The following is a 25330-nucleotide window of genomic DNA, read 5'->3' as shown; positions in this document are numbered from 1 at the left end:
TTTTTTGCGGCTTTGCGTATAACCTGAACGGAATCAGTTGTAAAATGCAGGAAAACAAGGTATAATAAAGCAGAGTAAACGGCGGAAAATACTTGAATATAGAAAATGGAGGTAAATGGATATGAAGGGCAGTATGAGTACAGATCTTGGCATCATCACGATTTCTCCGGAAGTGATCGCCAAATATGCAGGGTCAGTTGCGGTGGAGTGTTTCGGTATCGTCGGCATGGCGGCAGTGAATGTGAAAGACGGCCTTGTGAGATTACTGAAGAAAGACAGCTTAACCCACGGAATCCATGTGGAAATTACAGATGACAATAGGATCCGGCTTGGCTTCCATATCATTGTGGCATACGGGGTCAGTATTTCAGCGGTTACGGACAACCTGATCAGCAATGTAAAATATAAGGTTGAAGAGTTTTCCGGCATGCCGGTAGATAAGATCAATATTTACATCGAAGGCGTTCGGGTAATCGATTAGTACAGGAGGAACTTTGAGGTGGCTATAAATACGATCAATGTAGAAATGCTCGCCAAGATGTTTTTGGCAGGCGCGCAGAATATAGAAGCAAAGAAAGAATATATCAACGAACTGAATGTATTTCCGGTTCCGGACGGAGATACAGGGACGAATATGTCCATGACGATTATGTCAGCTGCAAAAGAGGTAAGAGCTCTTTCCAATCCGGGAATGAAGGAGCTGGCAAAAGCGATTTCAGGAGGATCACTGAGAGGAGCCAGAGGGAATTCGGGGGTTATCCTGTCTCAGCTTCTCCGTGGCTTTACAAAGGCCATTCAGGACGAGGATGAGATTGATGCGGCGGGAATTGCATCAGCTTGCAGACGTGCCACGGAGACTGCATATAAAGCAGTCATGAAACCGAAGGAAGGAACGATCCTGACAGTGGCCAAAGGCATCGCAGACAAGGCAGAGGAACTTGCATTTGAGACTGATGATCTGGCAGAGATTTTCCCGCAGGTTCTTGAATATGCAGCGGAAGTGCTTGATCAGACGCCGGAGATGCTCCCGGTATTAAAGGAAGCGGGAGTTGTAGATTCCGGCGGGCAGGGACTTTTGGAAGTACTGAGAGGGGCTTATGACGCCTTCCTCGGAAAAGAGATCGATTATACATCTATCGAACCGGCAAGTGTCCAGGGAAAAGTTTCTGCTGCTCCGGCAGCGGAGGCAGATATCAAATTCGGCTACTGCACGGAATTCATTATCATGGCGGAAAAAGAGTTTACCGAAAGTGATGAAAGCGAGTTCAAAGCGTACCTTGAATCCATAGGCGATTCCATCGTGTGCGTGGCGGACGATGAGGTAGTCAAAATCCATGTCCACACGAATGATCCGGGGCTTGCCATCCAGAAGGCTCTGACATATGGTCAGCTTACAAAGATGAAGATTGACAATATGAGAGAAGAGCATCACGAACGACTGATCAAAGATGCGCAGAAGAAGGCTGAAGAGACAAAAGCAGCGGAGAAGAAAAAAGCGCCGCAGAAAAAAGTCGGTTTTATCGCAGTGTCCATCGGAGAGGGATTAAACGAGATTTTCCGTGAACTTGGTGTAGATTACATTATCGAGGGCGGACAGACGATGAACCCAAGTACAGATGATATGCTGACAGCGATCGACAATGTAAATGCGTCCACGATTTTCATTCTTCCGAACAACAAGAACATCGTTCTTGCGGCAAATCAGGCGCGTTCTCTCACAAAAGATAAAGATATTATCGTTATCCCGACAAAAACTGTTCCTCAGGGGATCACAGCTGTGATCAATTATATTCCGGAAGCAGATGTGGATACGAATGAAGAGACGATGCTGGAAGCTGTGAAATCAGTGCAGACCGGCCAGGTTACCTATGCTGTGCGCGACACGAAAATTGACAATAAAGAAATCCACGAGGGAGATATCATGGGAATCGGCGATGCCGGTATTCTCGCAGTCGGTACTTCCATCACTGAGACAGCTAAAGAGACGCTGAGAAATATGGTCGGAGAAGATTCCGAACTGATCAGCATTTATTATGGAGAAGACGTGACGGAAGAAGAAGCCGAAGCGTTCATCTCCGATGTCGAAGAAGAATACTCTGAGCTGGATGTAGACGCGCATTTTGGAGGACAACCTATCTATTATTATGTGATGTCTGTGGAATAAAAACATGCAGAGCAACCAATATACGGACCATCAGCGGAGTGGCAGAAAACTGTCATTCCGCTTTGCATGTAGGAAATACAGTCGCCTGACAGCGCAAAAAGCAGACAGGAAAGAGCAGAAAAGAAGATGAATGAAGATTCAAAAATAAGAGAAATTAAAGGTATAGGAGAAAAAACAGAAAAGCTTTTCCGAAATATGGGCATCGAGACTGTGGGAGATCTTCTGCGCTGCTGTCCTCGAGGATATGATATTTATGAAGATCCGGTCCCTGCAGGCGAAGTGTTGGAGGGGAAAGTGATGGCAGTTAAAGGCAGCGTATGGGGAAGTGTTCAGGTTTCTCCGAACCGGAAGATGCAAGTTACGACAGCGTTTATCAAAGATCTGACAGGGACTTTAAAGGTCGTCTGGTTCCGCATGCCATTTCTTCGAAATACTCTGAAAAGCGGCAGCAGTGTTGTTGTGAGAGGAAGGATAGTGAATCGGAAAGGCGTTCTTCTCATGGAACATCCGGAATTATTCGCTCCGGCAGAAAAATATGAGGAAAAGCGAAATACAATGCAGCCACTCTACCCCCTGACGGCAGGTATTTCCAATCAGACTGTCATTAAAGCGGTCCGGGAGGCACTTTCACAGCTAAACCTGAAAAAAGAGACGCTCCCGGACGCTATCAGAAAAAAATATCATCTTTGCGAATACAATTATGCCATTCGGGGAATCCACTTCCCGGCAAATAAAGAGATGTTTATCCTGGCAAGGGAGAGGCTTGTTTTCGAAGAGTTTCTGGAATTTGTTTTGGCAATCAGAAAGCTGAAGGAAAAAAAGGAGCATACCAGCAACACTTGCCCTGTAAAGAGAAAAGAAGAGGTCGATGCGTTTCTTACAAAACTTCCTTTTGAACTGACAGGAGCCCAGAAAAAAGTCTGGGAAGAGATAAGAGAAAATATGGGAGGACCGTATGCGATGTCACGCCTCGTGCAGGGCGATGTTGGATCCGGAAAGACGATTGTGGCGGTGCTGGCGCTTCTGGAAGCTGTCTATAACGGGTATCAGGGAGCGATGATGGCACCGACCGAAGTGTTGGCAAAGCAGCATTATGAATCCATCGCCCAAATGTTCGGGAAATACGATATTCCATTCCAGGTGGAACTCTTGACCGGGTCTATGAAAGCGAAAGAAAAGCGTGAGGCGTATGAAAGGATCGAAAGCGGTAAGGCTGATCTGATCATCGGAACGCACGCCCTTATACAGGAAAAAGTAAGTTATAAAAATCTTGGCCTTGTCATCACGGATGAGCAGCACCGATTTGGAGTGCGCCAAAGGGAAGCGCTGGCCAAAAAAGGAATGATGCCGCACATTCTTGTCATGAGCGCCACTCCGATTCCGCGCACCCTTGCTATCATCCTGTATGGAGATATGGATCTGTCTGTGATCGACGAGCTTCCAAAGAACAGGCATCCTATCAAAAACTGTGTGGTGGATACCGGCTACCGCAAGACAGCATACCGGTTTATCAAAAACCAGGTGGAAGAAGGGCGCCAGTGCTACGTGATCTGTCCGATGGTGGAAGAAAGCGAAGCCCTGGAGGCGGAAAATGTTACCGATTATTCGGCTATGCTGGCCGAAGAGCTTGGAAACGGCATTTCGGTATCTTGTCTGCACGGAAAAATGAAACAAGCTGAAAAAGACGACATCATGGAACGTTTTGCGAGAAATGAGATACAGGTTCTTGTGTCAACCACCGTCATTGAAGTGGGGATCAATGTGCCGAATGCGACGGTCATGATGGTGGAAAATGCAGAGCGGTTCGGGCTTGCCCAGCTTCATCAGCTCAGAGGCCGGGTCGGCCGGGGCAGACATCAATCGTACTGCATTTTCATGAGTGCTTCAAAAACAAAAGAGACGAAAAAACGACTTTCCATATTGAATCATTCCAACGATGGGTTCTATATCGCATCGGAAGATCTGAAACTTAGAGGACCGGGCGATTTGTTTGGAATCCGTCAGAGCGGACTTTTGGAATTTAAGCTGGGCGATATTTTTCAGGACGCAAAAATCCTGCAAAATGCATCCGAGGCAGCACAGATGCCGGAAGCGGAAGAAATCCCTGTTTTTTCCAGAGTAAATCATGAAAATGTCCATATACTATGACTGTAACAAATAGTTACACACAAAAACACAAGACGATAAAGGAGGACATTATCATGACAAATCGTTCATCTAATAAAGCAGCTGTACCAGAAGCGAAAGGTGCTTTAGACAAATTCAAATATGAGGTAGCAAGCGAACTTGGTGTTCCGTTAACAGACGGATACAACGGAGATCTTACTTCCAGACAGAACGGTTCTGTAGGTGGCTATATGGTCAAGAAAATGATCGAAGAGCAGGAAAGACAGATGGCAGGTAAATAACTCCATTTAGAACGGAAGAAAAATAAAGAACAGGGGGCAGATCATTTTTTAAAAGTGATCTGCTTTCTGTTTGTTGATGCGAAACAAAAAAATAAAAAAAGTTGTTGCATTTTCCAGAAAAATGTATATAATAGTATTTGTGGCTGTCACAGCAACATTCATATTCTGAGAAAATACAGCACAGGCCGGAATAGCTCAGTCGGTAGAGCACTTCACTCGTAATGAAGGGGTCGTCGGTTCAAGTCCGATTTCCGGCTTACTAAGAAAACACCGCAGTCTTGAAAAAAGACTGTGGTGTTTTTTTTTCTGCAGGAAAGTCTTCTGCCTTTCGCCTTATTATGGGAACGAAAGGATTATACACAAAGAAATGACAGCCCAAAGACAAAATGTTATAATAACAGAAAACCCAATGGCTGCACAGAAAAATGGAAAAGAGGGAAAAGTATGAATTTTTACAATGAAGAGCTTCAGAGACTTTACCATGATGTTATGGAAAAAAAGAAAACAGATACAAAATTGAAGGACCTTTATGTTCAGCGAAAAGAGATGGAAACGAAAGCCCAAAATTTGAAAGAAATCATGCTGCAGGAAAAGAAAGATGTAGACCGACTGAACGCAAAAAGCCTTTCGGCTTTTTTCTACAGAGCAACCGGAAAAATAGGAGAAAAAATGACAAAAGAAGAGGAAGAAGCGTATGCCGCCGCGGTAAAATATGAAGCAGCTGAGAATGCACTCAGAGCGATAGACGGAGATATCGCCTATTATGAGAGAAAGGCACTTCAGCTTCAGAACTGTGAAGCAGAATATCAAAAAATGCTGGAAAAGAAGAAGGAACAGATAAAAAATGCAGAAATACCGGGAGCAGAAAAAATTGCAGAAATCGAAAGACGCCTGATATTTTTACAGCATCAGAAAAAAGAGGTCGAGGAGGCCCTGGAGGCGGGAGAGAAAGCGCTTTCTGTAGCCAGCCAGATTTTGAAAAGCCTGGACAGCGCCAAAAGCTGGAGTACGGTAGATTTGTTCGGGGGCGGTCTTGTGACAGATCTTATGAAACATGATCATATCAAACAGGTACAGGCTAAAACACAAGAGCTGCAGACAGCGCTGCACAGCTTTCGGACGGAGCTTTCGGATGTCACAGAACGAATTACAGGAGATATTCAGGTAGAGATCGGCAGCTTCCTTCATTTTGCAGATTATTTTTTCGACGGACTGTTTACAGATTGGCTTGTCTATGACAAAATCAAAAAGTCAAGGGAAAGAGCCCAGTTCACTTGTTTTCAGATCCAGAATGTCCTGGAACAGCTGAAACGTATGTATGGGGAGATGGCTACAGAACAGACGATGAAAGAAAACGAAATGGAGCAGCTGGTCCTACAGCTTTGAAAAGGGTGCAGCATATTTTTGCACCCTTTTATTCGCCGCCTTTGTAGGAATTTCTATGTTTTTTGCCTGTGTGGTGGTGCGTATTGCTGTCGGTGTCGCCGGTTTTTTCTGCCGCGTTGTCCTGACTGCCGGATAGTTCATCGATCAAGTCCTGAATCTCTCTCATCGTCATGTCCCGCATGTCATCGGCAGTGATGTCTGGATCCAACGCCCGCAAATCTAAAAAGGCTTTGTATTTTCCATAGGAAAGGCCCATTTTGTGGGCTTCGGACACCTCGTCTGAGTGGACGCAATAGCAGTAGGTGTTCTTTTTTCCTTCCGCCAGGGATTCGATATCGGCAAGTATTTTGGAAGACTGGGTTTCGTCATTGCCAATAACTCCGATCATCAAAATTTCGTCATTTGATAATAAGGCTGCAATATCGTCGTTTTCCAATATCTGACAGATTGCTTCAGCGTAATTTTTGTATTTGACATCCAGAAGATCAGCCAGTTCTGCACCATCCTCATTGTAGCTTTTTACAGATATGACTTTGTTTAATCGATTCATACTTATTTCTATAGAGGGATTTATATCGATACTGATCTGCCAGGCTGGAGTAAAATAAAGCCAGTAACTTCCAATCAAAAGGATTGCCATACATACAAACACAGGGGCAAGGCGACGGATCGAACGGCCGGCCGTTCCCGCTTTTGAAGAAGTATCGTTTTGGATCTTTTCAGAAACGAAGACTTTTGTCCTGTTTTTCAACTCTTCTTCAGCCTTTATCTGATCAAAAGTTTCTTTCAGTCTATATTTCATATCCATCACCTCCAAGCTTTTCGCGGAGCAGATTTTTGGATCGCGTCAGGAGCGTGTACACCGTATTCACATTTTTCCCCAAAATACTGCTGATTTCGGGAGCGGTATATTCCTCGTAATAATACAGGTATACGATATCTCTGTACTTTTTGGGGAGAGAGAGGACGGCTTCCAGAACCTCCCTGTGATCCGGAGGGAGATATGCAGCCTGCTCCATAACTTGATTCAGCGATGTAGTCCGGCTATGGAAAAAACTTTTGAGCAAGTCTTTGCAGGCGTTGATCGTGACACGAATAAACCAGGATTTCTCATACTCTTTGTTTTCAAACGAAACAGAACTGAGGGCATATTTCAAAAAAACAGTTTGAAATATGTCCTCGGTGTCTGCATAATTCTTTAGATGTATCATGCAAAGCCGCCGAACCAGATTGGAATATTGTTCGATCGCCCTATTTACATCTTGCTCGTTCCGCATTCCTTGTCACCTGCTATCTGTTTCCTCTACACCGAGCCCTGTTTCTCTGACCTGCATTATGTGAGTGGGATTGATTGTCACATATGCCATTGTTATCGGCGTCCACATAATTCTTACAGTGATTGGCCTGAGAAATGCTGTTATTTTGGCACGTCCCGTAGTTATCACAGATACCATTGTTATCGGTATCCAAATAGTGGCAGTCTTCTCCGACATAGTCACAAATGCCATCTTGATTGGTATCGGAAAAATTCTTTTTGCTCTCATATCCGGAACCAGCCGCAAATGAGCTGATTGCTCCAATGGATACAACGGATACAGCTGCGACAACAATAGCTAAGATTTTTTTTGGTGTTTTATTCATTTATGATTCCTCCTCTTCTTTTGACAGGTATTCCTGATTTTATCTATAATACGATTGAAACATCCGAATCCATTCACTTTTAGAAAAAATTTTTGCTTTTTCCCGAAAATCTTTTCCAAATAAAAATTTTCCTGCGGCTGTTTTCATTTTATCACATTTCGTGCAAAAAGTTGACAAAAGTTCCTGGGTGTACTACCATCATGAAGTGGGAAAATGATGAAATATGAATCATAGAAAGGAATGAGCAGCAATGAAAAGAAAAATTCATAAGATGGCCGGTATTTTCCTGAGCGTCTGTATTGCCGCAGGAAGCATCACTTTGCCGCGTGTCGTAAGCAGCGCAGCAGGCGATGTGCAGACAGAACTTTCTGATAAAGAAGATACGCAGGTGCAGGAGCGGAAAGAAAACAGTTTCCGTTACAAAGACGGGCAGCCCATTGACATGCCGGCCCTCTATGCAGACGAGTATGAGTATGCATGGGAAAAAGTAGACGGGTACTACAGGAACAATGTGGGCGCTATTATTGAAGGAGCCACGAGAAAAGGGATCGATGTCAGTCACTATCAGGTACAGATCGACTGGGAAAAGGTCAAGGCGGACGGCATCGATTTCGCCATCCTGCGCTGCGGATACGGCGGAGGCGCTGAGGGCGGAGATGACAAATACTGGGAATACAATGTGTCCGAGTGTGAAAGACTTGGCATCCCGTACGGCGTATATCTCTATTCCTATTCTGTAAATACAGCAGATGCTGTCAGCGAGGCAGAACATACGCTGCGTCTTCTGGAGGGGCATCAGCCGACATACCCGGTGTATTATGATCTGGAAGACGATACGACTGCATCTGTGGACAACGCGACCATCGGACAGATTGCAAAGACGTACTGCGATATGATATCGGAGGCAGGTTACGAGGTGGGAATTTATGCCAATTACAACTGGTGGACCACGAGGCTCACAGATCCGGTTTTCGATAATTCAGGCTGGTCAAAATGGGTGGCGCGCTACAATCCAACTTGTGGATATGAAAAACCGTACGATATGTGGCAGTGTACAAATGAGGGAAGTGTAGATGGGATCAACGGAAATGTGGATCTGAATTTCTGGATGACGGATCCGATTGAGCAGATCCAAAATCGGGTTTCCGTATCTGCCCATGTACAGACATATGGATGGATGCCGGATGTCACAGACGGCAAACAGGCGGGAGTCATCGGCAAGCGTATGGAGGCGCTGAAAATACGTCTTCTCAACCAGGAGTATGAAGGAGATATCCAGTACAGAACCCATGTGCAGACGTACGGTTGGCTTGACTGGGCAAAGAACGGCGAATTGGCTGGCACAGAAGGGGAGAGCAAACGCGTGGAAGCGGTAGAGCTTAAACTGACCGGACAGCTGGCAGAAAATTTTGACCTTTATTACCGGGCTTATGTGCAGGGATACGGATGGCTTGGCTGGGCGAAGAACGGCGAATCATCTGGGTCAAGCGGATACAGCAGACAGATGGAAGCCATCCAGGTAAAGATGGTCCCGAAAAATTCCGAAGCGCCGGGAAGTACTGCAAACGCGTACCTCGACAAAAATGCACTGGCCAGTGTCGCTTATCAGCCTCACGTGCAGACGTACGGCTGGGTTTCGGAAGTATCGGACGGTGCGATCGGAGGAGTGACAGGGGAATCAAAGCGTATGGAAGCACTGAAGATCCGTCTTGCAAGGCAGGAGTACGCCGGGGACATCGAATACAAGGCGCATGTGCAGACGTACGGTTGGCTTGACTGGGCAAAGAACGGCGAACTGGCTGGGACAGAAGGAGAAAGTAAACGAGTGGAAGCAATCCAGATCCGCCTGACAGGAGATATGGCGGCCAACTACGATGTGTACTACAGAACCCATGTGCAGACATATGGCTGGCTTGACTGGGCGAAAAACGGCGAATCAGCTGGGACCACAGGGATGAGCAAACGGATCGAGGCCGTCCAGGTTGTCCTTGTAAAAAAAGGACTCCCTGCACCAGGAAGTACAAAGGAACCTTGCTTGGAGCAACAGTAAAAACAGGGAAAAGAATGATTTTGGGGCAAAGTCTTTGGGCTTTGCCCCTGTTTTATGCAGTGAAATATTTTCGGCATAGTTTTTCCAAAAGAGAGATGATCTGGTAGAGCAGCATGGCCATGATACAAAGAAGCACAATGCTCATCAAAAGCCAATCCATTTTAAAGACCTGGCTGGAATAGATGATGAGATATCCAAGCCCCTCCTTTGCCGCCAGAAATTCTCCTATGACGACACCTACAAGGCAAAGCCCGATATTTACTTTCATCGTGCTGATGATAGTAGGAACGGAGGATGGGAGAACAACTTTGGAAAGGGCATGGAAGGAATTTCCGTGCAGCGTATAGATCAGTTTGATTTTATTCCCATCCGCTCCGGTAAAACATGTGTACAGCGTCATAATACTTCCGAATATAGCTACAGACATGCCAGCCACGATGATCGTCGTCCGGTCTGCACCAAGCCAGACGATGAGCAGAGGGGCGAGTGCAGATTTAGGCAGACTGTTCAGAACTACCAGGTACGGTTCCAGGATGGCTGAGAGACGCCTGGAAAACCACAAAAGCACAGCAGACATAATACTGATGATTGTAACCAAAAGGAAACTGACGATCGTCTCGTACAAAGTTACTCCCAGATGAGGGAAGATGCTTTTGTCAGCAGCCATAGAAAGGAAACAAGCTGTAATCTTTGAAGGACTGCTGAAGATGAATGAGTCGATGATTTCTTTGCTTGCCGTCCATTCCCATGCCGCCAGAAAAAATACAAAGAGGAAGATCCGCGCCGCCAAGATAAACTGGCGGCTTTTCTTTTGAGAATGAAGAAAGGCAGACTGCCCGGGGGAAACATTAGTAGCTGGATCTTTCATCTTGGTTCAACTCCTTCCAGATAAGATTAAAATAGGTCTTAAATTCTGCCGCATTACGGCGATTCAGCGGAGTGTCATCCGAAGTGCCAAGAGAGGAAAACTCAAGCTTCAGTTCATATTTGATCACTGCCGGACGTCTGGAGAGGACAAGGATCCTGTCTGCCAGACTGATAGCTTCCGAAAGATCGTGAGTTACGAGGATTGCGGTTGTCTGTTCCTTGCGGATGATCTGTCCGATGTCGTCGCTGACATTTAAGCGGGTCTGATAGTCCAAAGCGGAAAAAGGCTCATCCAGAAGAAGGATTTCCGGATTCAAAATCAAGGTTCTCACAAGAGCCGCTCTTTGCCGCATTCCTCCTGAAAGTTCAGAAGGCCGGGAGTGCTCGAATTGCCCAAGGCCGTATGCGGCAAGAAGATCATGGGCTTTCTCCTTCGTATCGGCTGACAATGTGCCGCGGATCTCCGGGCCAAGAAGGACGTTTCTGAAGATGGATCTCCATTCCAGAAGCTCATCCCGCTGGAGCATATACCCGATCTTTTCCGTACAGTCTATGACCGGCATCCCATGGAGCATGATCTCTCCGCTTTCCGGTTTCAGAAGGCCGGCAATCAGGGAAAGAAGCGTGGATTTACCGCAGCCGGAAGGCCCGACAATGGCGATGAATTCTCCTTTGCCGACGGAAAAAGAGATGTCCTGAAGGGCCGGAGTTTCCCCTTTTGGCGTGTGGTATGCGTGGCTTATATGTTTTAATTCCAGTATTTTTTCCATATTGCAACCTCCAGATGTGTATACCATAATGTATGTTGACAGGAAAAAAGATGTGAATTTTTGATAGTGTTTAAAGTATATTGTATTTGTTTAGAAGGCATGTTATAGTGCACATACAAGCCCAAATTGCTTTTGTAAAGGGAGAGATATAATGATTCTATATCACGGCAGCAGGCAAATTGTAGAATATCCGGGAATCAGAAAAGAAAAATTTAATAAAGACTTTTATTTCGGCTTTTACTGCACACGATGTAAGGAACGGGCAAAAAGATCCGCGTTGCGATATGGAGAGAATAGTTATGTAAACAAGTATGCATATATTCCGAATGATAAGCTGAACTGTCTGATTTTTAATGGCATGACTGAAGAGTGGCTGGATTTTATAGTGGCATGCAGAAACGGACAGTCACATCCATATGATATTGTGGAAGGACCGATGATGGACGATAAGATCTATAATTATACGCAGAATTTTATAGATGAAAAAATTTCAAAGACAGCGTTCTGGGAACTTGTCAGGTTCGTGAATCCTGTGTATCAAATCAGTTTCCACACGGTAAGAGCGCTGGATACATTAAACTTTATTGGAAGTGAGATTGCATATGGGAATCCGAAATAACAATGCTTATTCTATACATGTAGCCTAAGTGAAAATGAAGAGGAGTGAATCAAAAGGGATGCAAAATCAGAAGAGAAATTATCAAAAAGAACTGGATCGGTATCTTGAAATGCTGCAGGCTGAAGGACGAGTGCCGTCACTTTTGCTGCACAGTTGCTGCGGACCGTGCAGCAGTTATGTCATGGAATACCTGTCACAGTATTTTCATATTACGGTATTTTATTATAACCCAAATATTACTGAGAGAGAGGAATACGATAAGCGTGCCGCTGAACAGAGACGTTTGATCACACAAATGAACGAAAGCTTTCTCCATCCAGTAGAGTTTCTGGAAGGAGAATACGATGCGTCCTCCTTTTTTGAGATGGCAAAAGGGATGGAACAGATTCCGGAAGGAGGAGAACGTTGTTTTCGGTGTTACGAAATGCGGCTTAGAAAGACGGCCCAGGAGGCAAGAAAGAGAGGGTTTGACCTTTTTACGACTACTCTCAGTATCAGTCCGATGAAAAATGCAGCGAAACTAAATGAAATCGGAGAAAAGATCCAGGAAGAAGAAGGGGTCTCTTATCTTTTTTCCGATTTTAAAAAGAAAAACGGGTATAAGCGCTCAGTAGAACTTTCCGGGGAATATGGGATGTACAGACAGGACTACTGCGGATGTGTGTTTTCCAAAAGAGACCGAAGAAAAGCTTTACAAACAGAAAAAAATTTGGTAAATTAAATTTTAATAGTTTACTGCATTAAATTACAAAGGAACGGAGAAATGATATGGCACAGTTATGGGGCGGGCGCTTTACGAAAGAGACCGACCAGATGGTGTACGATTTTAATGCATCGATCGGGTTTGATAAGCGCCTTTACAGACAAGATATAGAAGGCAGCCGGGCACATGTAAAAATGCTCGGAAAGCAGGGGATTTTGACTCAGGAGGAAGTGGAAGCGATCCTTTCCGGTCTCGACAGTATTTTAGAAGATGTGGAGGGCGGCAGGCTTCCGATCACAAACCAGTACGAGGACATTCACAGTTTTGTGGAGGCAAATCTCATTGAAAGGATAGGAGATGCCGGGAAGAAGCTGCATACCGGAAGAAGCCGAAACGATCAGGTGGCTTTGGATATGAAGCTGTATGTAAGAGAAGAAGTAAAAAGGACGGACGGACTTTTGAAAGATCTTCTTCAGGAGCTGCTTGCGATCATGGAGGGAAATCTGAGTACATATATGCCTGGATTTACCCATCTGCAGAAAGCGCAGCCGATCACACTTGCCCACCATATGGGGGCGTATTATGAGATGTTCAGGCGAGACCGTACGAGACTTTCAGACATTTACAGACGTATGAATGTCTGTCCTCTTGGAAGCGGAGCGCTTGCCGGGACAACGTATCCGCTGGACAGGGAGTACACAGCAGAACTTCTCGGGTTTGCCGGGGCCACGCTCAACAGCATGGATTCTGTGTCTGACAGGGACTATCTGATTGAATATCTGGCGGCACTTTCCACAATTATGATGCATCTGAGCCGATTTTCTGAGGAGATCATCCTTTGGAATTCCAATGAATACCGTTTTGTAGAGATTGATGATGCCTACAGTACCGGAAGCAGTATCATGCCGCAGAAGAAGAACCCGGATATTGCGGAACTTGTCAGAGGAAAGACTGGACGTGTATACGGAGCGCTGATGTCGCTTCTTACGACGATGAAGGGGATACCGCTTGCGTATAATAAGGATATGCAGGAAGATAAGGAAATGGCATTCGACGCCATCGATACAGTGCAGACGTGTCTTCCGCTTTTCACCGGTATGATCGCTACGATGAAATTTCAGAATAGTGTAATGGAAGAAAGTGCGAAAAAAGGTTTTACCAATGCCACAGATGCGGCAGACTATCTCGTTAACCGCGGCGTACCGTTTCGGGATGCCCATGGCATTATCGGAAGACTTGTCCTTCTTTGTATAGAGAAAGGATGTGCGCTGGATGATCTGAGTATGGAAGAATACAAAGAGGCAAGTCAGGTGTTTGAGAAGGATATCTACGAGGCAATCAGCATGGAGACATGTGTGGGCAAGCGCCTGACAAAAGGGGCTCCGGGCATGGAAGCTATGCAGGAGGCAATCCGTATATATAGAGAAGAATTGGAAAGAGACTAGGAGGACAGACAACATGGAAAAGAAATTGAGAGTTGGAATTTTAGGGGCAACTGGGATGGTAGGACAGAGGTTTATCTCTCTTCTGGAAGATCATCCGTGGTATGAAGTGGTAACTGTGGCAGCAAGCCCGCGATCCGCAGGAAAGACATACGAGGAGGCTGTTGGAGACCGCTGGAAAATGGCAAAACCGATGCCGGAAGGGGTTAAAAAACTCATCGTACATAATGTCAACGAAGTGGAAGAAGTAGCATCCACTGTGGACTTTGTTTTCAGCGCTGTCGATATGACAAAAGAAGAAATCCGTGCGATAGAGGATGCCTATGCAAAGACAGAGACTCCGGTCGTATCAAATAACAGTGCACATCGCTGGACGCCGGATGTACCGATGGTCATCCCGGAAGTAAACCCGGAACATTTTGATGTGATCGAAGCACAGAAAAAGCGTCTCGGTACGACAAGAGGTTTTGTAGCAGTAAAACCAAACTGTTCCATCCAAAGCTACGCTCCGGTACTCACAGCGTGGAAAGAATTTGAACCGACACAGGTTGTTGCGACGACGTATCAGGCAATTTCGGGCGCAGGAAAGACATTTCACGATTGGCCGGAAATGGTAGAAAACATTATTCCGTATATCGGCGGAGAGGAAGAAAAAAGTGAGCAGGAACCTCTTAGAATCTGGGGGAAAGTAGTGGACGGAAAAATTGAAAAGGCCACGAGTCCTCTCATCACAACACAGTGTATTCGAGTGCCTGTATTGGACGGACATACGGCAGCAGTCTTTGTTAATTTTAGGAAGAAACCAACGAAAGAAGAGCTCATCGAAAAGCTTGTGACATTCAAAGGGCTTCCACAGGAACTTTCACTTCCGAGTGCACCGAAACAGTTCATCCAGTATCTGGAAGAAGACAATCGCCCGCAGGTAAAACTGGATGTAGATTTTGAAAATGGAATGGGAATTTCAGTGGGACGTCTGAGAGAAGATACGCTTTTTGATTACAAGTTTGTAGGCTTGTCACACAATACAGTAAGAGGTGCGGCGGGAGGAGCTATCCTCTGCGCAGAGACATTGACAGCAAAAGGATTTATTCAGGCGAAATAAGATATGGAAAAGGGACGGGTATGTACAAATACGCCGTCCCTCATTGCATCTCGGGGACAAAGCGTGTAAAATGGACGTAGAAAAAAGTTATTACCGATAGGAAAAGGAGCAAGGGGTTATGGATAACGAAATGCTGAATTATACCCAAAACAGAGAACTGTCGTGGCTGAAATTCAACAAGAGAGTGCTTGAGGAGGCACAGGATACGGATGTCCCTCTGATGGAGCGACTGAAGTTTGTGGCGATCTTTACGAGTAATCTGGATGAATTTTTTATGATTCGTGTGGGAAGTCTCTACGACATGTCGTTCATGAAAGAACAGAACATCGACAAGCGTTCAGGACTTACGCCTCAGCAGCAGCTGGACAGGATTTACGAAGAGGTGGCGCCTCTTTACAAGGAACGAGATAAGACATATTCGGATATCAAAAAGCAGCTCAGTCCGTACGGAATATGCGGTCTGTCTTTCAAAGAGCTGGAGGCGATGGAGAAGAAGTATGTAAAAAAATATTTCAAAGAGCAGATTTTGCCGGTACTTTCTCCGCAAATTGTGGATGCCAACCATCCATTCCCTCATCTTTTAAACAAAGAGATCTATGCGGTGGCGGACTTAAAGAGAGACGGACAGAAGATGCTTGGAATTGTTCCGGTGCCGCAGTATATTTCGGATATTCTGTACTTGCCGGGACATGATATCCGTTATATCCGAATGGAGAAGATCCTTGTGGAATATATGGAGCTGATCTTCCCGAAATACGAAGTGTCCAATAAAAACTATATTTGTGTAACAAGAAATGCGGACATTTCCCCGGATGATGAATCTTTGGACATCAACGACGATTTCAGACTCCTGATGAAAAAAACACTCAGCAAGCGCCGCAGAATGGCAGTTGTCAGGCTGGAGACAGCAGAGACACTGAATTCAGAGATGGAGAAGTATTTTTGTGAGAAATTTAAGATCACACCGAAGCAGATTTTCCGGACAAAAATGCCGCTGAAACTGTCCTATATCTTTTCGGTAGCCGACAAAATACCGGAGAGCATGAAAAGAGCGCTTGTATATGAACCATTTTCTCCGCAGCCTGCAGCTATGGTGGACAGCAGCACAAGCATTATGAAACAGATCAAAAAGAAAGATATCATGCTTTCCTATCCGTACGAATCTATGGAACCATTCCTGAAACTTATCAAAGAGGCAAGTACGGATCCATCAGTCGTCACGATCAAGATCACGATCTACAGACTGGCGAAAAAAGCCCGTCTTGTGGAGTACCTTTGTGCGGCAGCGGAAAACGGCAAAGAGGTAACAGTGCTTATCGAGCTTCGGGCTCGCTTTGACGAGCAGAACAACATCGACTGGTCGGAACGGCTGGAAGATGCAGGATGCCGTGTAATCTATGGATTTGAAGGTTATAAAGTGCATTCCAAGATCTGTCTCATTACATATAAGGCACGAAACGGATATCAGTATATTACCCAGGTAGGAACCGGAAACTACAATGAAAAGACGGCAGCTATGTATACAGACGTCTGTCTTATGACGGCAAACCAGGAGATTGGGCAGGACGCAGCAGTCTTTTTCCAGAATATGTCTATCGGAAATTTGAGCGGAAGCTACGAACGTCTGATCGTATCTCCGATCAGCCTGAAGAAAAAGGTGCTTGCTCTCATCGATGAGGAAACGAAAAAGGGCGAGAACGGAAGAATCATTATGAAGATGAATTCTGTCACGGACGTGGATTTCATCCAGAAGATTTCCCAGGCAAGCCGCGCCGGGGTAAAGGTAGACTTGATTGTAAGAGGAATATGCTGTATACTTCCGGGAGTAAAAGGGTATACGGATAATGTGCATGTCACGAGCATCGTGGGAAGATTTCTTGAGCATCCACGCATTTTTGCTTTCGGAAAAGGAAGCGGGGAGAAAATTTATATCGGTTCTGCGGACATGATGACGCGGAACACAGAAAAACGTGTGGAAGTGGCCTGTCCGGTTTATGATACGAACATTCGAAACCGGCTGAACCACATGCTGGATGTCATGCTGAAAGATAATCTCAAAGCCCGGAGTCTCGGCTCAGACGGTATTTACCGGAAAAAGGAGCAGGGGGACAGAAGAATAGATTCCCAGGATGTGTTCATGCATGAGGCGCTTCGGGCCGTTACTCCGAAGCCTGCGGCTCAGAAACCGTCGCTTAAAGAGAAGATCCTCGGAATCCTGCATAGATAAGGAGAGAACTGGCGGATATGGGGAAATCGCTGTACATTGCGGAAAAGCCGAGTGTTGCACAGGAGTTTGCAAAGGCGTTGAAACAGAATATGAAACGGAAGGATGGCTGGCTGGAATCTGATGAAAGTGTTGTGACGTGGTGTGTGGGGCATCTTGTGACGATGAGTTATCCGGAGGCGTATGATGAGAAATATAAGCGCTGGAGCCTGAACACACTTCCGTTCATCCCAGAAGAATACAAGTACGAAGTCATACCGAATGTGAAGAAACAGTTTCAAACGGTAAAAACCCTTCTGAACCGGGAAGATGTGGAGACAATCTACGTCTGTACCGACTCCGGAAGGGAAGGGGAATATATCTACCGGCTTGTGGAACAGATGGCAGGTGTCAAAGGGAAGAAAAGAAAGAGGGTCTGGATCGATTCTCAGACGGAAGAGGAGATTTTAAGAGGGATCCGGGAGGCAAAAGATCTGTCAGCCTACGACAATCTTTCTGCTTCCGCCTATCTGCGGGCTAAAGAGGACTATCTGATGGGAATCAATTTCTCCAGACTTCTGACATTGAAATACGGAAATAGTATTGCGGGATTCCTGAATAAAAAGTACGCTGTACTGTCTGTAGGGCGTGTCATGACCTGTGTGCTTGGAATGGTCGTGAGAAGAGAGAGAGAAATCAGAGAGTTTGTGAAAACCCCATTCTATCGTGTCCTTGCAAAGATCCAGGCAGAAGAGGAGCAGTTTGACGCGGAATGGAAGGCGGTGCCGCAGTCACGATATTACATGTCCCCGAAGCTTTACAAAGAAAACGGCTTCAAAGACCAAAAGACGGCCCAGGAATTGATTGATTTTCTGAAAGATGAAACGGTATGCGAGGTGCTTTCGGCTGAAAAGAAAAAAGAAAAGAAAAATCCACCGCTTTTGTTTAACCTTGCGGAGCTTCAAAATGAGTGTTCCAAAAGATTTAAGATCAGTCCGGATGAGACGCTTCGCATCGTACAGGAACTGTATGAAAAAAAACTCGTCACATATCCCAGGACAGATGCCAGAGTACTGTCGACAGCTGTTGCAAAAGAGATACATAAAAACCTGAACGGTCTGTCTAAATACGAACCGACAGCCCATCTGCTCTCCTACATTGCAAAGGAAAAGACGCACAAAGGTTTGGAAAAGACGAGATACGTAAACGACAAACAGATCACGGATCACTATGCCATCATCCCTACCGGACAGGGGCTTGCGGCATTGAACTCGGTATCAAGTGTGGCAAAAAGTGTCTACGATGTCATCGTGAGGAGATTTATCAGCATCTTTTACCCGCCTGCTGTCTACCAGAAAGTCAGCCTGGTTGTTAGGATCAAAGAAGAACAGTTTTTTGCAAATTTCAAAGTTCTTATAGAGGAAGGTTATTTTCAGGTAACTGGAGTGCCGGGCAGCCGGAAAGAAGAAAAAGAGGAAAAAATCCAGGACGAAGAGACTTCTCCGGATCAGAAGCTTTTCGAATTTCTGAAAAAAGTAAGGAAAGGGACGAAGCTTCCGGTTCGCGGATTTGAGATCAAGGAAGGGGAGACATCCCCACCTAAGAGGTATAATTCCGGTTCTATGATCCTTGCCATGGAAAATGCCGGACAACTTATCGAAGACGAGGAACTTCGGGCCCAGATCAAAGGAAGTGGGATCGGGACAAGCGCCACAAGGGCAGAGATTCTGAAAAAACTGATCCATATCAAGTACCTTGCCTTAAATAAAAAGACGCAGGTAATTACCCCCACTTTGTTCGGGGAGATGATATATGAAGCGGTGGATCACTCGATCCGTTCTCTCTTAAACCCGGAACTTACGGCAAGCTGGGAAAAGGGACTTACTTATGTGGCGGATGGAGAGATTACTTCAGAGGAATATATGCAGAAGCTGACGCATTTTATTATATCAAGGACAAATGGTGTTCTTGGTTTAAACAACCAGTACCAGCTCAGAAGCTGCTATGAGAAAGCGGCTATTTATTACCGAAATAAAGGAAAACAGCAGAAACAGGAGGAATAACAGGATGAAAGAACTGACAGTAAAAGAACTCTACAATCTGGATGAGACAATCGCCAGGGAACTTCTGGAAGGAGCGGAATATCCATGGGAAGTCCTGCCAAAGATCAGTGAGTTTATTGTAAAACTTGGCAGTACACTTCCGGAGGAAGAGTATGAAAAACGAGGAGAAAACGTGTGGATCGCAAAATCAGCAAAAGTTGCGCCTTCCGCATACATAAACGGGCCTGCCATCATCGGAAAAGATGCAGAAATCCGGCACTGTGCTTTTATCCGCGGCAACGCCATTGTGGGAGAAGGAGCAGTTGTCGGAAATTCCACGGAGCTTAAAAATGTCATCCTTTTCAATAAAGTGCAGGTACCGCATTACAACTATGTCGGAGATTCCATCCTGGGATATAAGGCGCATATGGGAGCAGGATCCATCACATCCAATGTAAAATCTGATAAGACGCTGGCCACCATATCCACGCCGGAAGGAAAGATAGAGACAGGACTTAAGAAATTTGGCGCCATGATCGGAGACAATGTGGAGGTGGGATGCGGAAGTGTCCTCAACCCGGGCTGCGTGATCGGGAAGGAGACAAATATCTATCCTCTGTCTATGGTACGCGGCTATGTGGAGGCAGGAAGCATTTATAAAAAACAAGGGGAAGTGGTAAAGAAACACTAGGCGTTTTTCCAGTAATAAGATATAATAAGGGTGGAAATTCATTAGCAAATTCGGAGAGGACGAAACATGAAGGTACTTGTCGCTATGGATTCCTTAAAAGGCAGTCTGTCATCCCGGAAAGCAGGGGAGGCTGTACGGGAAGGAATCCTGAGAGCCAGGCCGGATGCAAGGATTGACGTACGGCTTCTTGCAGACGGAGGAGAGGGGACAGCAGAAGTTCTGATCAAATCGCGGGATGGAAAACGGATTAACCGAAAGGTAACCGGCCCTTTTGGGACTTTGGTAAATGCCTCCTACGGATATGATCCGGATACACATATGGTATTTATAGACATGGCTTCTGCTGTCGGATTCCATCTGATAAGGGAAGAGGAGAAAAATCCGATGACCGCAACGACTTACGGAGTTGGAGAAATGATAAAAGATGCAGTAAATCGTGGAGGAAGAGATTTTATCATCGGGCTGGGAGGAAGCGTCACAAACGACGGCGGGCTTGGCATGCTGGAAGCTTTGGGGTATCGTTTCACAGACGGTTCTGGCATTCCTGTAGGGAGAGGAGGACAAGCGCTCGGGAAAGTAGAGAGAATAGATGTAAGCCACGTTATACCGGAACTTGCGGAGTGTACTTTCCGGATTGCCTGCGATGTGGAAAATATTCTTTGCGGACCAAAAGGGGCTACCTACATCTATGGACCGCAAAAAGGAGCTGAAACAGAGCAGATAAAGCAGCAGTTGGATGCAGGGATGCGGCATTTCGCGGATGTTTCAAATGCATTTTTGGGTACTTGCTGTGACTGCGAGCCTGGTTCCGGGTGCGGAGGCGGTATCGGGTACGCTTTTTTCGGCTATCTGCATGCAAAAGGAGAGAGCGGGGCCGAACTGATCATGCGGGAGACGAAGATTGGAGAAGCGATGAAGGGTTGTGACTACGTCGTGACCGGCGAGGGATGCCTGGACGCTCAGTCTGTCATGGGGAAAGCTCCTGTGAGGATTGCCAGGCTTGCCAAGGAGGTCAATGCGAAAGTCATCGCTTTTGCAGGCTCAGTCACAAAAGAAAGCAAAAAGTGTAATGCGTGCGGGATCGACGCATACTTTCCGATCGTGCGGGGGATCACGACGAGGGAGGAAGCGATGAATCCCCAAAAAGCCTATGAAAACCTGGCAGACACGGCAGAACAGGTATTTAGGCTGCTTTGATTGAGGAGGAAATTATGGAACAGAAATTTGTAGATTTTGAAATAGGAAAACAAAAACACATCGCGCTTGTTGCCCATGATGGAAAGAAAGCTGCCATGGTAGACTGGTGCGACAAGCATAAAGAAATTTTAAAAAATCATTTTCTCTGCGGTACAGGGACGACTGCCAGACTGATTGCCGAACGGACGGGTCTTCCGGTGCGCGCATACAACAGCGGGCCTCTCGGTGGAGACCAGCAGATCGGGGCGAAGATCGTGGAAGGCGGCATCGACTTTATGGTATTTTTGTGGGATCCGCTGGAAGCTCAGCCTCATGATCCGGATGTAAAAGCACTGCTTAGAATCGCGGTTGTATATGATATACCGGTTGCCAACAATCTGGCGACAGCAGATTTCATGCTTACATCCCGATATATGGAAGAAACCTACTCCAGAAAAGTGCTGAATTTCACAGCAGCAGTAGAAGAAAGAGTGGAAAAGATGAAATAGCAGGAGTGTCCGCTCCTGCAGCTCCTCTGCCGCAGTATTTTTCTGCGGCAGTCTATATTATTCATTTCAGGGCATTTCTGCCGAATTTCAAAAATTATATTGACATATGGAACAGAATATTATACTATAATAAAAGCAGATACGAACATGCGTTCGAATAAAGGAGAATCATTATGGCAAATCAGAATGAAGATAAAAAGAAAGCCCTTGAGGCTGCGATTTCAAAACTGGAGAAAGATTTCGGAAAAGGAACTGTCATGAAACTGGGAGATCCGAAAGCGCAGGTGGCGGTAGAGACAGTGCCGACAGGCTCACTCAGCCTTGATCTGGCTCTTGGGCTTGGCGGTGTTCCGCGGGGACGTATCGTGGAGATTTACGGACCGGAATCCAGTGGTAAGACGACGGTAGCCCTCCACATGATTGCGGAAGTGCAGAAACGGGGAGGTATTGCCGGATTTATCGATGCAGAGCACGCATTGGATCCGGTATACGCAAAGAATATCGGCGTGGATATCGACGAGCTCTATATTTCACAGCCAGACAGCGGAGATCAGGCGCTGGAGATTACAGAGACAATGGTGCGATCCGGTGCGATGGATATTGTTGTCATTGACTCGGTGGCTGCTCTCGTGCCGAAGCAGGAGATTGAAGGGGATATGGGGGACAGCCATGTAGGTCTTCAGGCGAGACTGATGTCCCAGGCTCTCAGAAAACTGACTCCGGTTATCAGCAAATCCAATTGCGTCGTGATCTTTATCAATCAGCTTCGTGAAAAAGTGGGTGTGATGTTCGGAAATCCGGAGACAACTACAGGAGGAAGAGCTTTGAAGTTCTACTCATCCATCCGTCTGGATGTCAGAAGGACAGAGACATTGAAGCAGGGCGGCGAGATGGTCGGAAACCATGTCCGTGTGAAGGTTGTCAAAAATAAGATTGCGCCTCCGTTTAAAGAAGCGGAATTTGATATTATGTTTGGAAAAGGGATTTCAAGAGAAGGAGATATCCTTGATCTTGCAGCCAATATTGATATCGTCAATAAGAGCGGCGCCTGGTATGCCTACGGCGGAAGCAAGATTGGCCAGGGAAGGGAAAATGCCAAGACCTATCTGGCAGAGCATCCGGATATCATGGATGAGATTGAAGCAAAAGTCAGAGTTCATTATGGGCTGATTCCGGATGGAGATGACAAAGAGAAGGAAAAGACAGAGACTGTTTCTTCTACAGATGAAACGAAGGAAGTGGATGAATAATGCAGCAGATCAGGATAGAACCGGTAACAAAGACAAAATTCCGGATATATCTTGACGGAGAGTTCGCTTTTGTATTATACAAAAGCGAACTTGCTCGTTATGGGATCAAAGATGGCGGCGAGATCAGCGATGAGATGGCAGCAAAGATCAAAGAAGAAACTGTCCTGAAAAGGGCCAGGGTAAAAGCCTTGAAACTGCTTGGAGATATGGATCGTACAAGAGCAGAGCTGAAAGATCGTCTCATGCGCTCGGATTTTACAGAGGAGATCGCAGAGCTGGCTCTTGCATATGCGGATTCTTTTGGCTACCTCAATGATGAGCGGTATGTGGAAAATTATGTCCAAAGCAGAAAAGAGACGAAAAGCAGGCGGGAGATCTGCGCGGAACTTAGCAGGAAAAAAGTGGACAGGGAGATCGTGGAGCGGGTTCTGGAAGACTGTTATGGGGCGGATGATTCCTGTACGGCTATTTTAAAACTTCTGAAAAAAAGACATTACGATGCAGAACAGATGGATCAGAAAGAGAAGCAGAAGATTTGCGCCTGGCTGGCCAGAAAAGGCTTCCGTTACGGAGAGATCCGAAAGGCAATGGAACTTCCGGACTGGGAAGATTAGAAGGACAGGAAGAGACGGCGTGTGAACTGTGACAAATGCATGAAGGCTGTGCTTGACATTTTTGTGAAAACAGTATAAAATTTAAGTGTTGTAATTGTACAATGAAAATTAAATAAGGAGGTGCTCCTGTGCAGGTTGTTTATATTATCGCTGCAGTAGTTATAACGCTGATCGCCACAGCGGCAGTTACTTACTTTGCGACAGTTTCCAATCTGAAAAAGAATGCAGAATCCAAGATCGGGAATGCGGAGAGCAAAGCAAGAGAGATTATAGATGATGCATTAAAAACGGCCGAAGCAACAAAAAAAGAAGCACTCTTGGAAGTAAAGGAAGAGTCCATCAAGACGAAAAATGAGCTCGAGAAAGAAACAAAAGAAAGAAGAGCAGAATTACAGCGTTACGAGAAACGAGTCCTTTCTAAAGAAGAGTCGCTTGAAAAGCGTTCTCAGGCAATGGAACATCGCGAAGCAAACTTTGCAGCAAAGGAAGAGCAGATCAGACAACGCGAAGCAAAAGCGGAAGAACTGAACAAACAAAGAGTACAGGAACTGGAAAGAATCTCAGGGTTAACCTCCGAACAGGCAAAAGAATATCTGTTGAAAACTGTGGAAGATGATGTGAAACATGACACGGCAAAGATGATCAAAGAGCTGGAAAGTCAGGCAAAGGAAGAAGCCGCCAAAAAAGCAAAAGAGTATGTCGTGAATGCGATTCAGCGGTGTGCTGCGGACCATGTGGCAGAGACAACTATTTCTGTCGTACAGCTTCCGAGTGACGAGATGAAAGGACGTATCATCGGCCGGGAAGGACGGAATATCCGTACACTGGAAACACTTACAGGGGTAGAGCTGATCATTGATGACACACCGGAAGCAGTCGTGCTTTCCGGATTTGATCCCATCAGAAGGGAAGTTGCAAGGATCGCTTTGGAACGACTGATTGTAGACGGCCGTATCCATCCTGCAAGAATTGAAGAGATGGTGGAAAAAGCGCAGAAAGACGTGGACTCCATGATTCGGGAAGAAGGAGAGGCGGCAGCACTGGAAGTTGGCGTTCACGGTATCCATCCGGAACTGATCCGTCTTCTTGGACGTATGAAATTCCGTACAAGTTATGGACAGAATGCGCTGAAACATTCCATTGAAGTGGCGCAGCTCTCAGGCCTTATGGCAGGAGAGATCGGACTGGATGTACGTGTTGCAAAGAGAGCAGGACTTCTGCATGACATCGGAAAATCCATTGACCACGATGTGGAAGGATCACATATTCAGATTGGTGTTGACCTTTGCAGAAAGTATAAAGAATCTGCAGTTGTCATCAATGCGGTTGAAGCACATCATGGAGATGTGGAACCACAGACTCTGATCGCATGCATCGTGCAGGCGGCCGATACAATCTCGGCAGCACGCCCGGGTGCTCGAAGAGAGACTTTGGAAACATACACAAACAGATTGAAACAGTTGGAAGATATTACGAACCAGTTTAAGGGCGTAGATAAATCTTTTGCCATTCAGGCAGGTAGAGAGATTCGGATAATGGTAGTTCCAGAACAAGTATCAGACGATGATATGGTATTGCTGGCCCGGGATATTTCAAAACAAATCGAGTTTGAATTGGAATATCCAGGACAGATTAAAGTAAACGTGATACGTGAATCGAGAGTAACGGATTACGCAAAATAGATATTAGAGTC

The 25330-nt window shown here is 45.8% G+C and carries 23 protein-coding genes and 1 tRNA gene; 19 read left to right on the top strand and 5 right to left on the bottom strand.

Going from position 1 to position 25330, the window contains the following annotated elements; genetic code table 11:
• Positions 1-121 precede the first annotated feature (121 nt).
• From FLB61_RS09960 to FLB61_RS09935, 6 genes are all read left to right on the top strand, one after another.
• A complete protein-coding gene (locus FLB61_RS09960; RefSeq protein WP_087203005.1) occupies positions 122-481 on the top strand; it encodes an Asp23/Gls24 family envelope stress response protein in 360 nt (119 codons plus the stop codon).
• Positions 482-499: 18 nt separating this feature from the next.
• Positions 500-2164, top strand: a complete 1665-nt coding sequence (locus FLB61_RS09955; RefSeq protein ID WP_221920049.1) for a DAK2 domain-containing protein — start codon at positions 500-502, stop codon at positions 2162-2164.
• 75 nt (positions 2165-2239) lie between these two features.
• On the top strand, positions 2240-4312 hold the full coding sequence (gene recG, locus FLB61_RS09950) for an ATP-dependent DNA helicase RecG (RefSeq protein ID WP_330625584.1): 2073 nt from the start codon (positions 2240-2242) through the stop codon (positions 4310-4312).
• 53 nt (positions 4313-4365) lie between these two features.
• Entirely contained in the window at positions 4366-4572 is a 207-nt protein-coding gene (locus tag FLB61_RS09945) for an alpha/beta-type small acid-soluble spore protein (protein ID WP_024732362.1), read from the top strand.
• Positions 4573-4756: 184 nt separating this feature from the next.
• A tRNA-Thr gene (locus FLB61_RS09940) sits at positions 4757-4829 on the top strand.
• Between the two features lie 187 nt (positions 4830-5016).
• Positions 5017-5958 carry a hypothetical protein gene (locus FLB61_RS09935; RefSeq protein ID WP_221920047.1) on the top strand — a complete coding sequence of 314 codons (942 nt, stop codon included), beginning with the start codon at positions 5017-5019 and terminating at the stop codon, positions 5956-5958.
• A 28-nt stretch (positions 5959-5986) separates the two neighbouring features.
• Here the strand turns inward: FLB61_RS09935 and FLB61_RS09930 are convergent, their stop codons facing one another.
• From FLB61_RS09930 to FLB61_RS09920, 3 genes are read right to left on the bottom strand one after another with little or no spacing between them, the layout of a single operon-like run.
• Positions 5987-6760 carry an anti-sigma-I factor RsgI family protein gene (locus tag FLB61_RS09930; protein WP_204244143.1) on the bottom strand — a complete coding sequence of 258 codons (774 nt, stop codon included), beginning with the start codon at positions 6758-6760 and terminating at the stop codon, positions 5987-5989.
• A complete protein-coding gene (locus FLB61_RS09925; RefSeq protein WP_221920046.1) occupies positions 6750-7235 on the bottom strand; it encodes an RNA polymerase sigma factor in 486 nt (161 codons plus the stop codon). Before FLB61_RS09925 ends, FLB61_RS09930 begins: the two co-directional genes overlap by 11 nt.
• Before the next feature lie 13 nt (positions 7236-7248).
• Positions 7249-7599 (bottom strand): hypothetical protein, encoded by a 351-nt coding sequence (locus tag FLB61_RS09920; protein ID WP_221920045.1) that lies wholly within the window; start codon positions 7597-7599, stop codon positions 7249-7251.
• A 250-nt stretch (positions 7600-7849) separates the two neighbouring features.
• On the opposite strand from FLB61_RS09920, the gene FLB61_RS09915 reads away from it, so the two are divergent.
• Entirely contained in the window at positions 7850-9649 is a 1800-nt protein-coding gene (locus FLB61_RS09915; RefSeq protein WP_221920044.1) for a GH25 family lysozyme, read from the top strand.
• Between the two features lie 52 nt (positions 9650-9701).
• Here the strand turns inward: FLB61_RS09915 and FLB61_RS09910 are convergent, their stop codons facing one another.
• Both FLB61_RS09910 and FLB61_RS09905 read right to left on the bottom strand, forming a co-directional pair.
• The gene (locus FLB61_RS09910) at positions 9702-10517 is read right to left on the bottom strand and encodes an ABC transporter permease (RefSeq protein ID WP_221920043.1); all 816 of its coding nucleotides are present in this window, start codon (positions 10515-10517) and stop codon (positions 9702-9704) included.
• On the bottom strand, positions 10498-11286 hold the full coding sequence (locus tag FLB61_RS09905) for an ABC transporter ATP-binding protein (RefSeq protein ID WP_221920042.1): 789 nt from the start codon (positions 11284-11286) through the stop codon (positions 10498-10500). Before FLB61_RS09905 ends, FLB61_RS09910 begins: the two co-directional genes overlap by 20 nt.
• Positions 11287-11437: 151 nt before the next feature.
• Between FLB61_RS09905 and FLB61_RS09900 the strand changes: the two genes are divergently transcribed.
• The 12 genes from FLB61_RS09900 (at position 11438) to rny (ending at position 25319) form a co-directional block, all read left to right on the top strand.
• Positions 11438-11905 carry a DUF3990 domain-containing protein gene (locus tag FLB61_RS09900; protein WP_221920041.1) on the top strand — a complete coding sequence of 156 codons (468 nt, stop codon included), beginning with the start codon at positions 11438-11440 and terminating at the stop codon, positions 11903-11905.
• 58 nt (positions 11906-11963) lie between these two features.
• Positions 11964-12626 carry an epoxyqueuosine reductase QueH gene (locus FLB61_RS09895; RefSeq protein ID WP_221920040.1) on the top strand — a complete coding sequence of 221 codons (663 nt, stop codon included), beginning with the start codon at positions 11964-11966 and terminating at the stop codon, positions 12624-12626.
• A gap of 47 nt (positions 12627-12673) precedes the next feature.
• A complete protein-coding gene (argH, locus tag FLB61_RS09890) occupies positions 12674-14053 on the top strand; it encodes an argininosuccinate lyase (protein WP_221920039.1) in 1380 nt (459 codons plus the stop codon).
• Between the two features lie 13 nt (positions 14054-14066).
• A complete protein-coding gene (asd, locus tag FLB61_RS09885) occupies positions 14067-15152 on the top strand; it encodes an aspartate-semialdehyde dehydrogenase (protein WP_087203123.1) in 1086 nt (361 codons plus the stop codon).
• A 118-nt stretch (positions 15153-15270) separates the two neighbouring features.
• Entirely contained in the window at positions 15271-17379 is a 2109-nt protein-coding gene (gene ppk1 / locus FLB61_RS09880; protein ID WP_221920038.1) for a polyphosphate kinase 1, read from the top strand.
• A gap of 17 nt (positions 17380-17396) precedes the next feature.
• Positions 17397-19418: a DNA topoisomerase gene (locus FLB61_RS09875; protein ID WP_221920037.1), complete on the top strand. Its 2022-nt coding sequence runs from the start codon at positions 17397-17399 to the stop codon at positions 19416-19418.
• Between the two features lie 4 nt (positions 19419-19422).
• On the top strand, positions 19423-20088 hold the full coding sequence (locus FLB61_RS09870) for an acyltransferase (protein ID WP_087203120.1): 666 nt from the start codon (positions 19423-19425) through the stop codon (positions 20086-20088).
• Positions 20089-20154: 66 nt separating this feature from the next.
• Complete coding sequence (locus tag FLB61_RS09865) at positions 20155-21285, top strand: glycerate kinase family protein (protein ID WP_087203119.1); 1131 nt, start codon at positions 20155-20157, stop codon at positions 21283-21285.
• Positions 21286-21299: 14 nt separating this feature from the next.
• Positions 21300-21773 carry a methylglyoxal synthase gene (locus tag FLB61_RS09860; protein ID WP_246599191.1) on the top strand — a complete coding sequence of 158 codons (474 nt, stop codon included), beginning with the start codon at positions 21300-21302 and terminating at the stop codon, positions 21771-21773.
• Positions 21774-21946: 173 nt separating this feature from the next.
• Positions 21947-23023, top strand: a complete 1077-nt coding sequence (recA, locus tag FLB61_RS09855) for a recombinase RecA (RefSeq protein ID WP_087212093.1) — start codon at positions 21947-21949, stop codon at positions 23021-23023.
• Positions 23023-23637 carry a regulatory protein RecX gene (locus tag FLB61_RS09850; RefSeq protein WP_221920036.1) on the top strand — a complete coding sequence of 205 codons (615 nt, stop codon included), beginning with the start codon at positions 23023-23025 and terminating at the stop codon, positions 23635-23637. Before recA ends, FLB61_RS09850 begins: the two co-directional genes overlap by 1 nt.
• Before the next feature lie 143 nt (positions 23638-23780).
• Positions 23781-25319, top strand: a complete 1539-nt coding sequence (gene rny / locus FLB61_RS09845; protein ID WP_405121566.1) for a ribonuclease Y — start codon at positions 23781-23783, stop codon at positions 25317-25319.
• The last annotated feature ends 11 nt before the right edge of the window (positions 25320-25330 follow it).

This window comes from Sellimonas caecigallum, assembly GCF_019754295.1.
GTDB lineage: Bacteria > Bacillota > Clostridia > Lachnospirales > Lachnospiraceae > Sellimonas > Sellimonas caecigallum.
The sequence above is the reverse complement of the archived record's forward strand: the minus strand, read 5'-3'. Positions and strand labels throughout refer to the sequence as shown.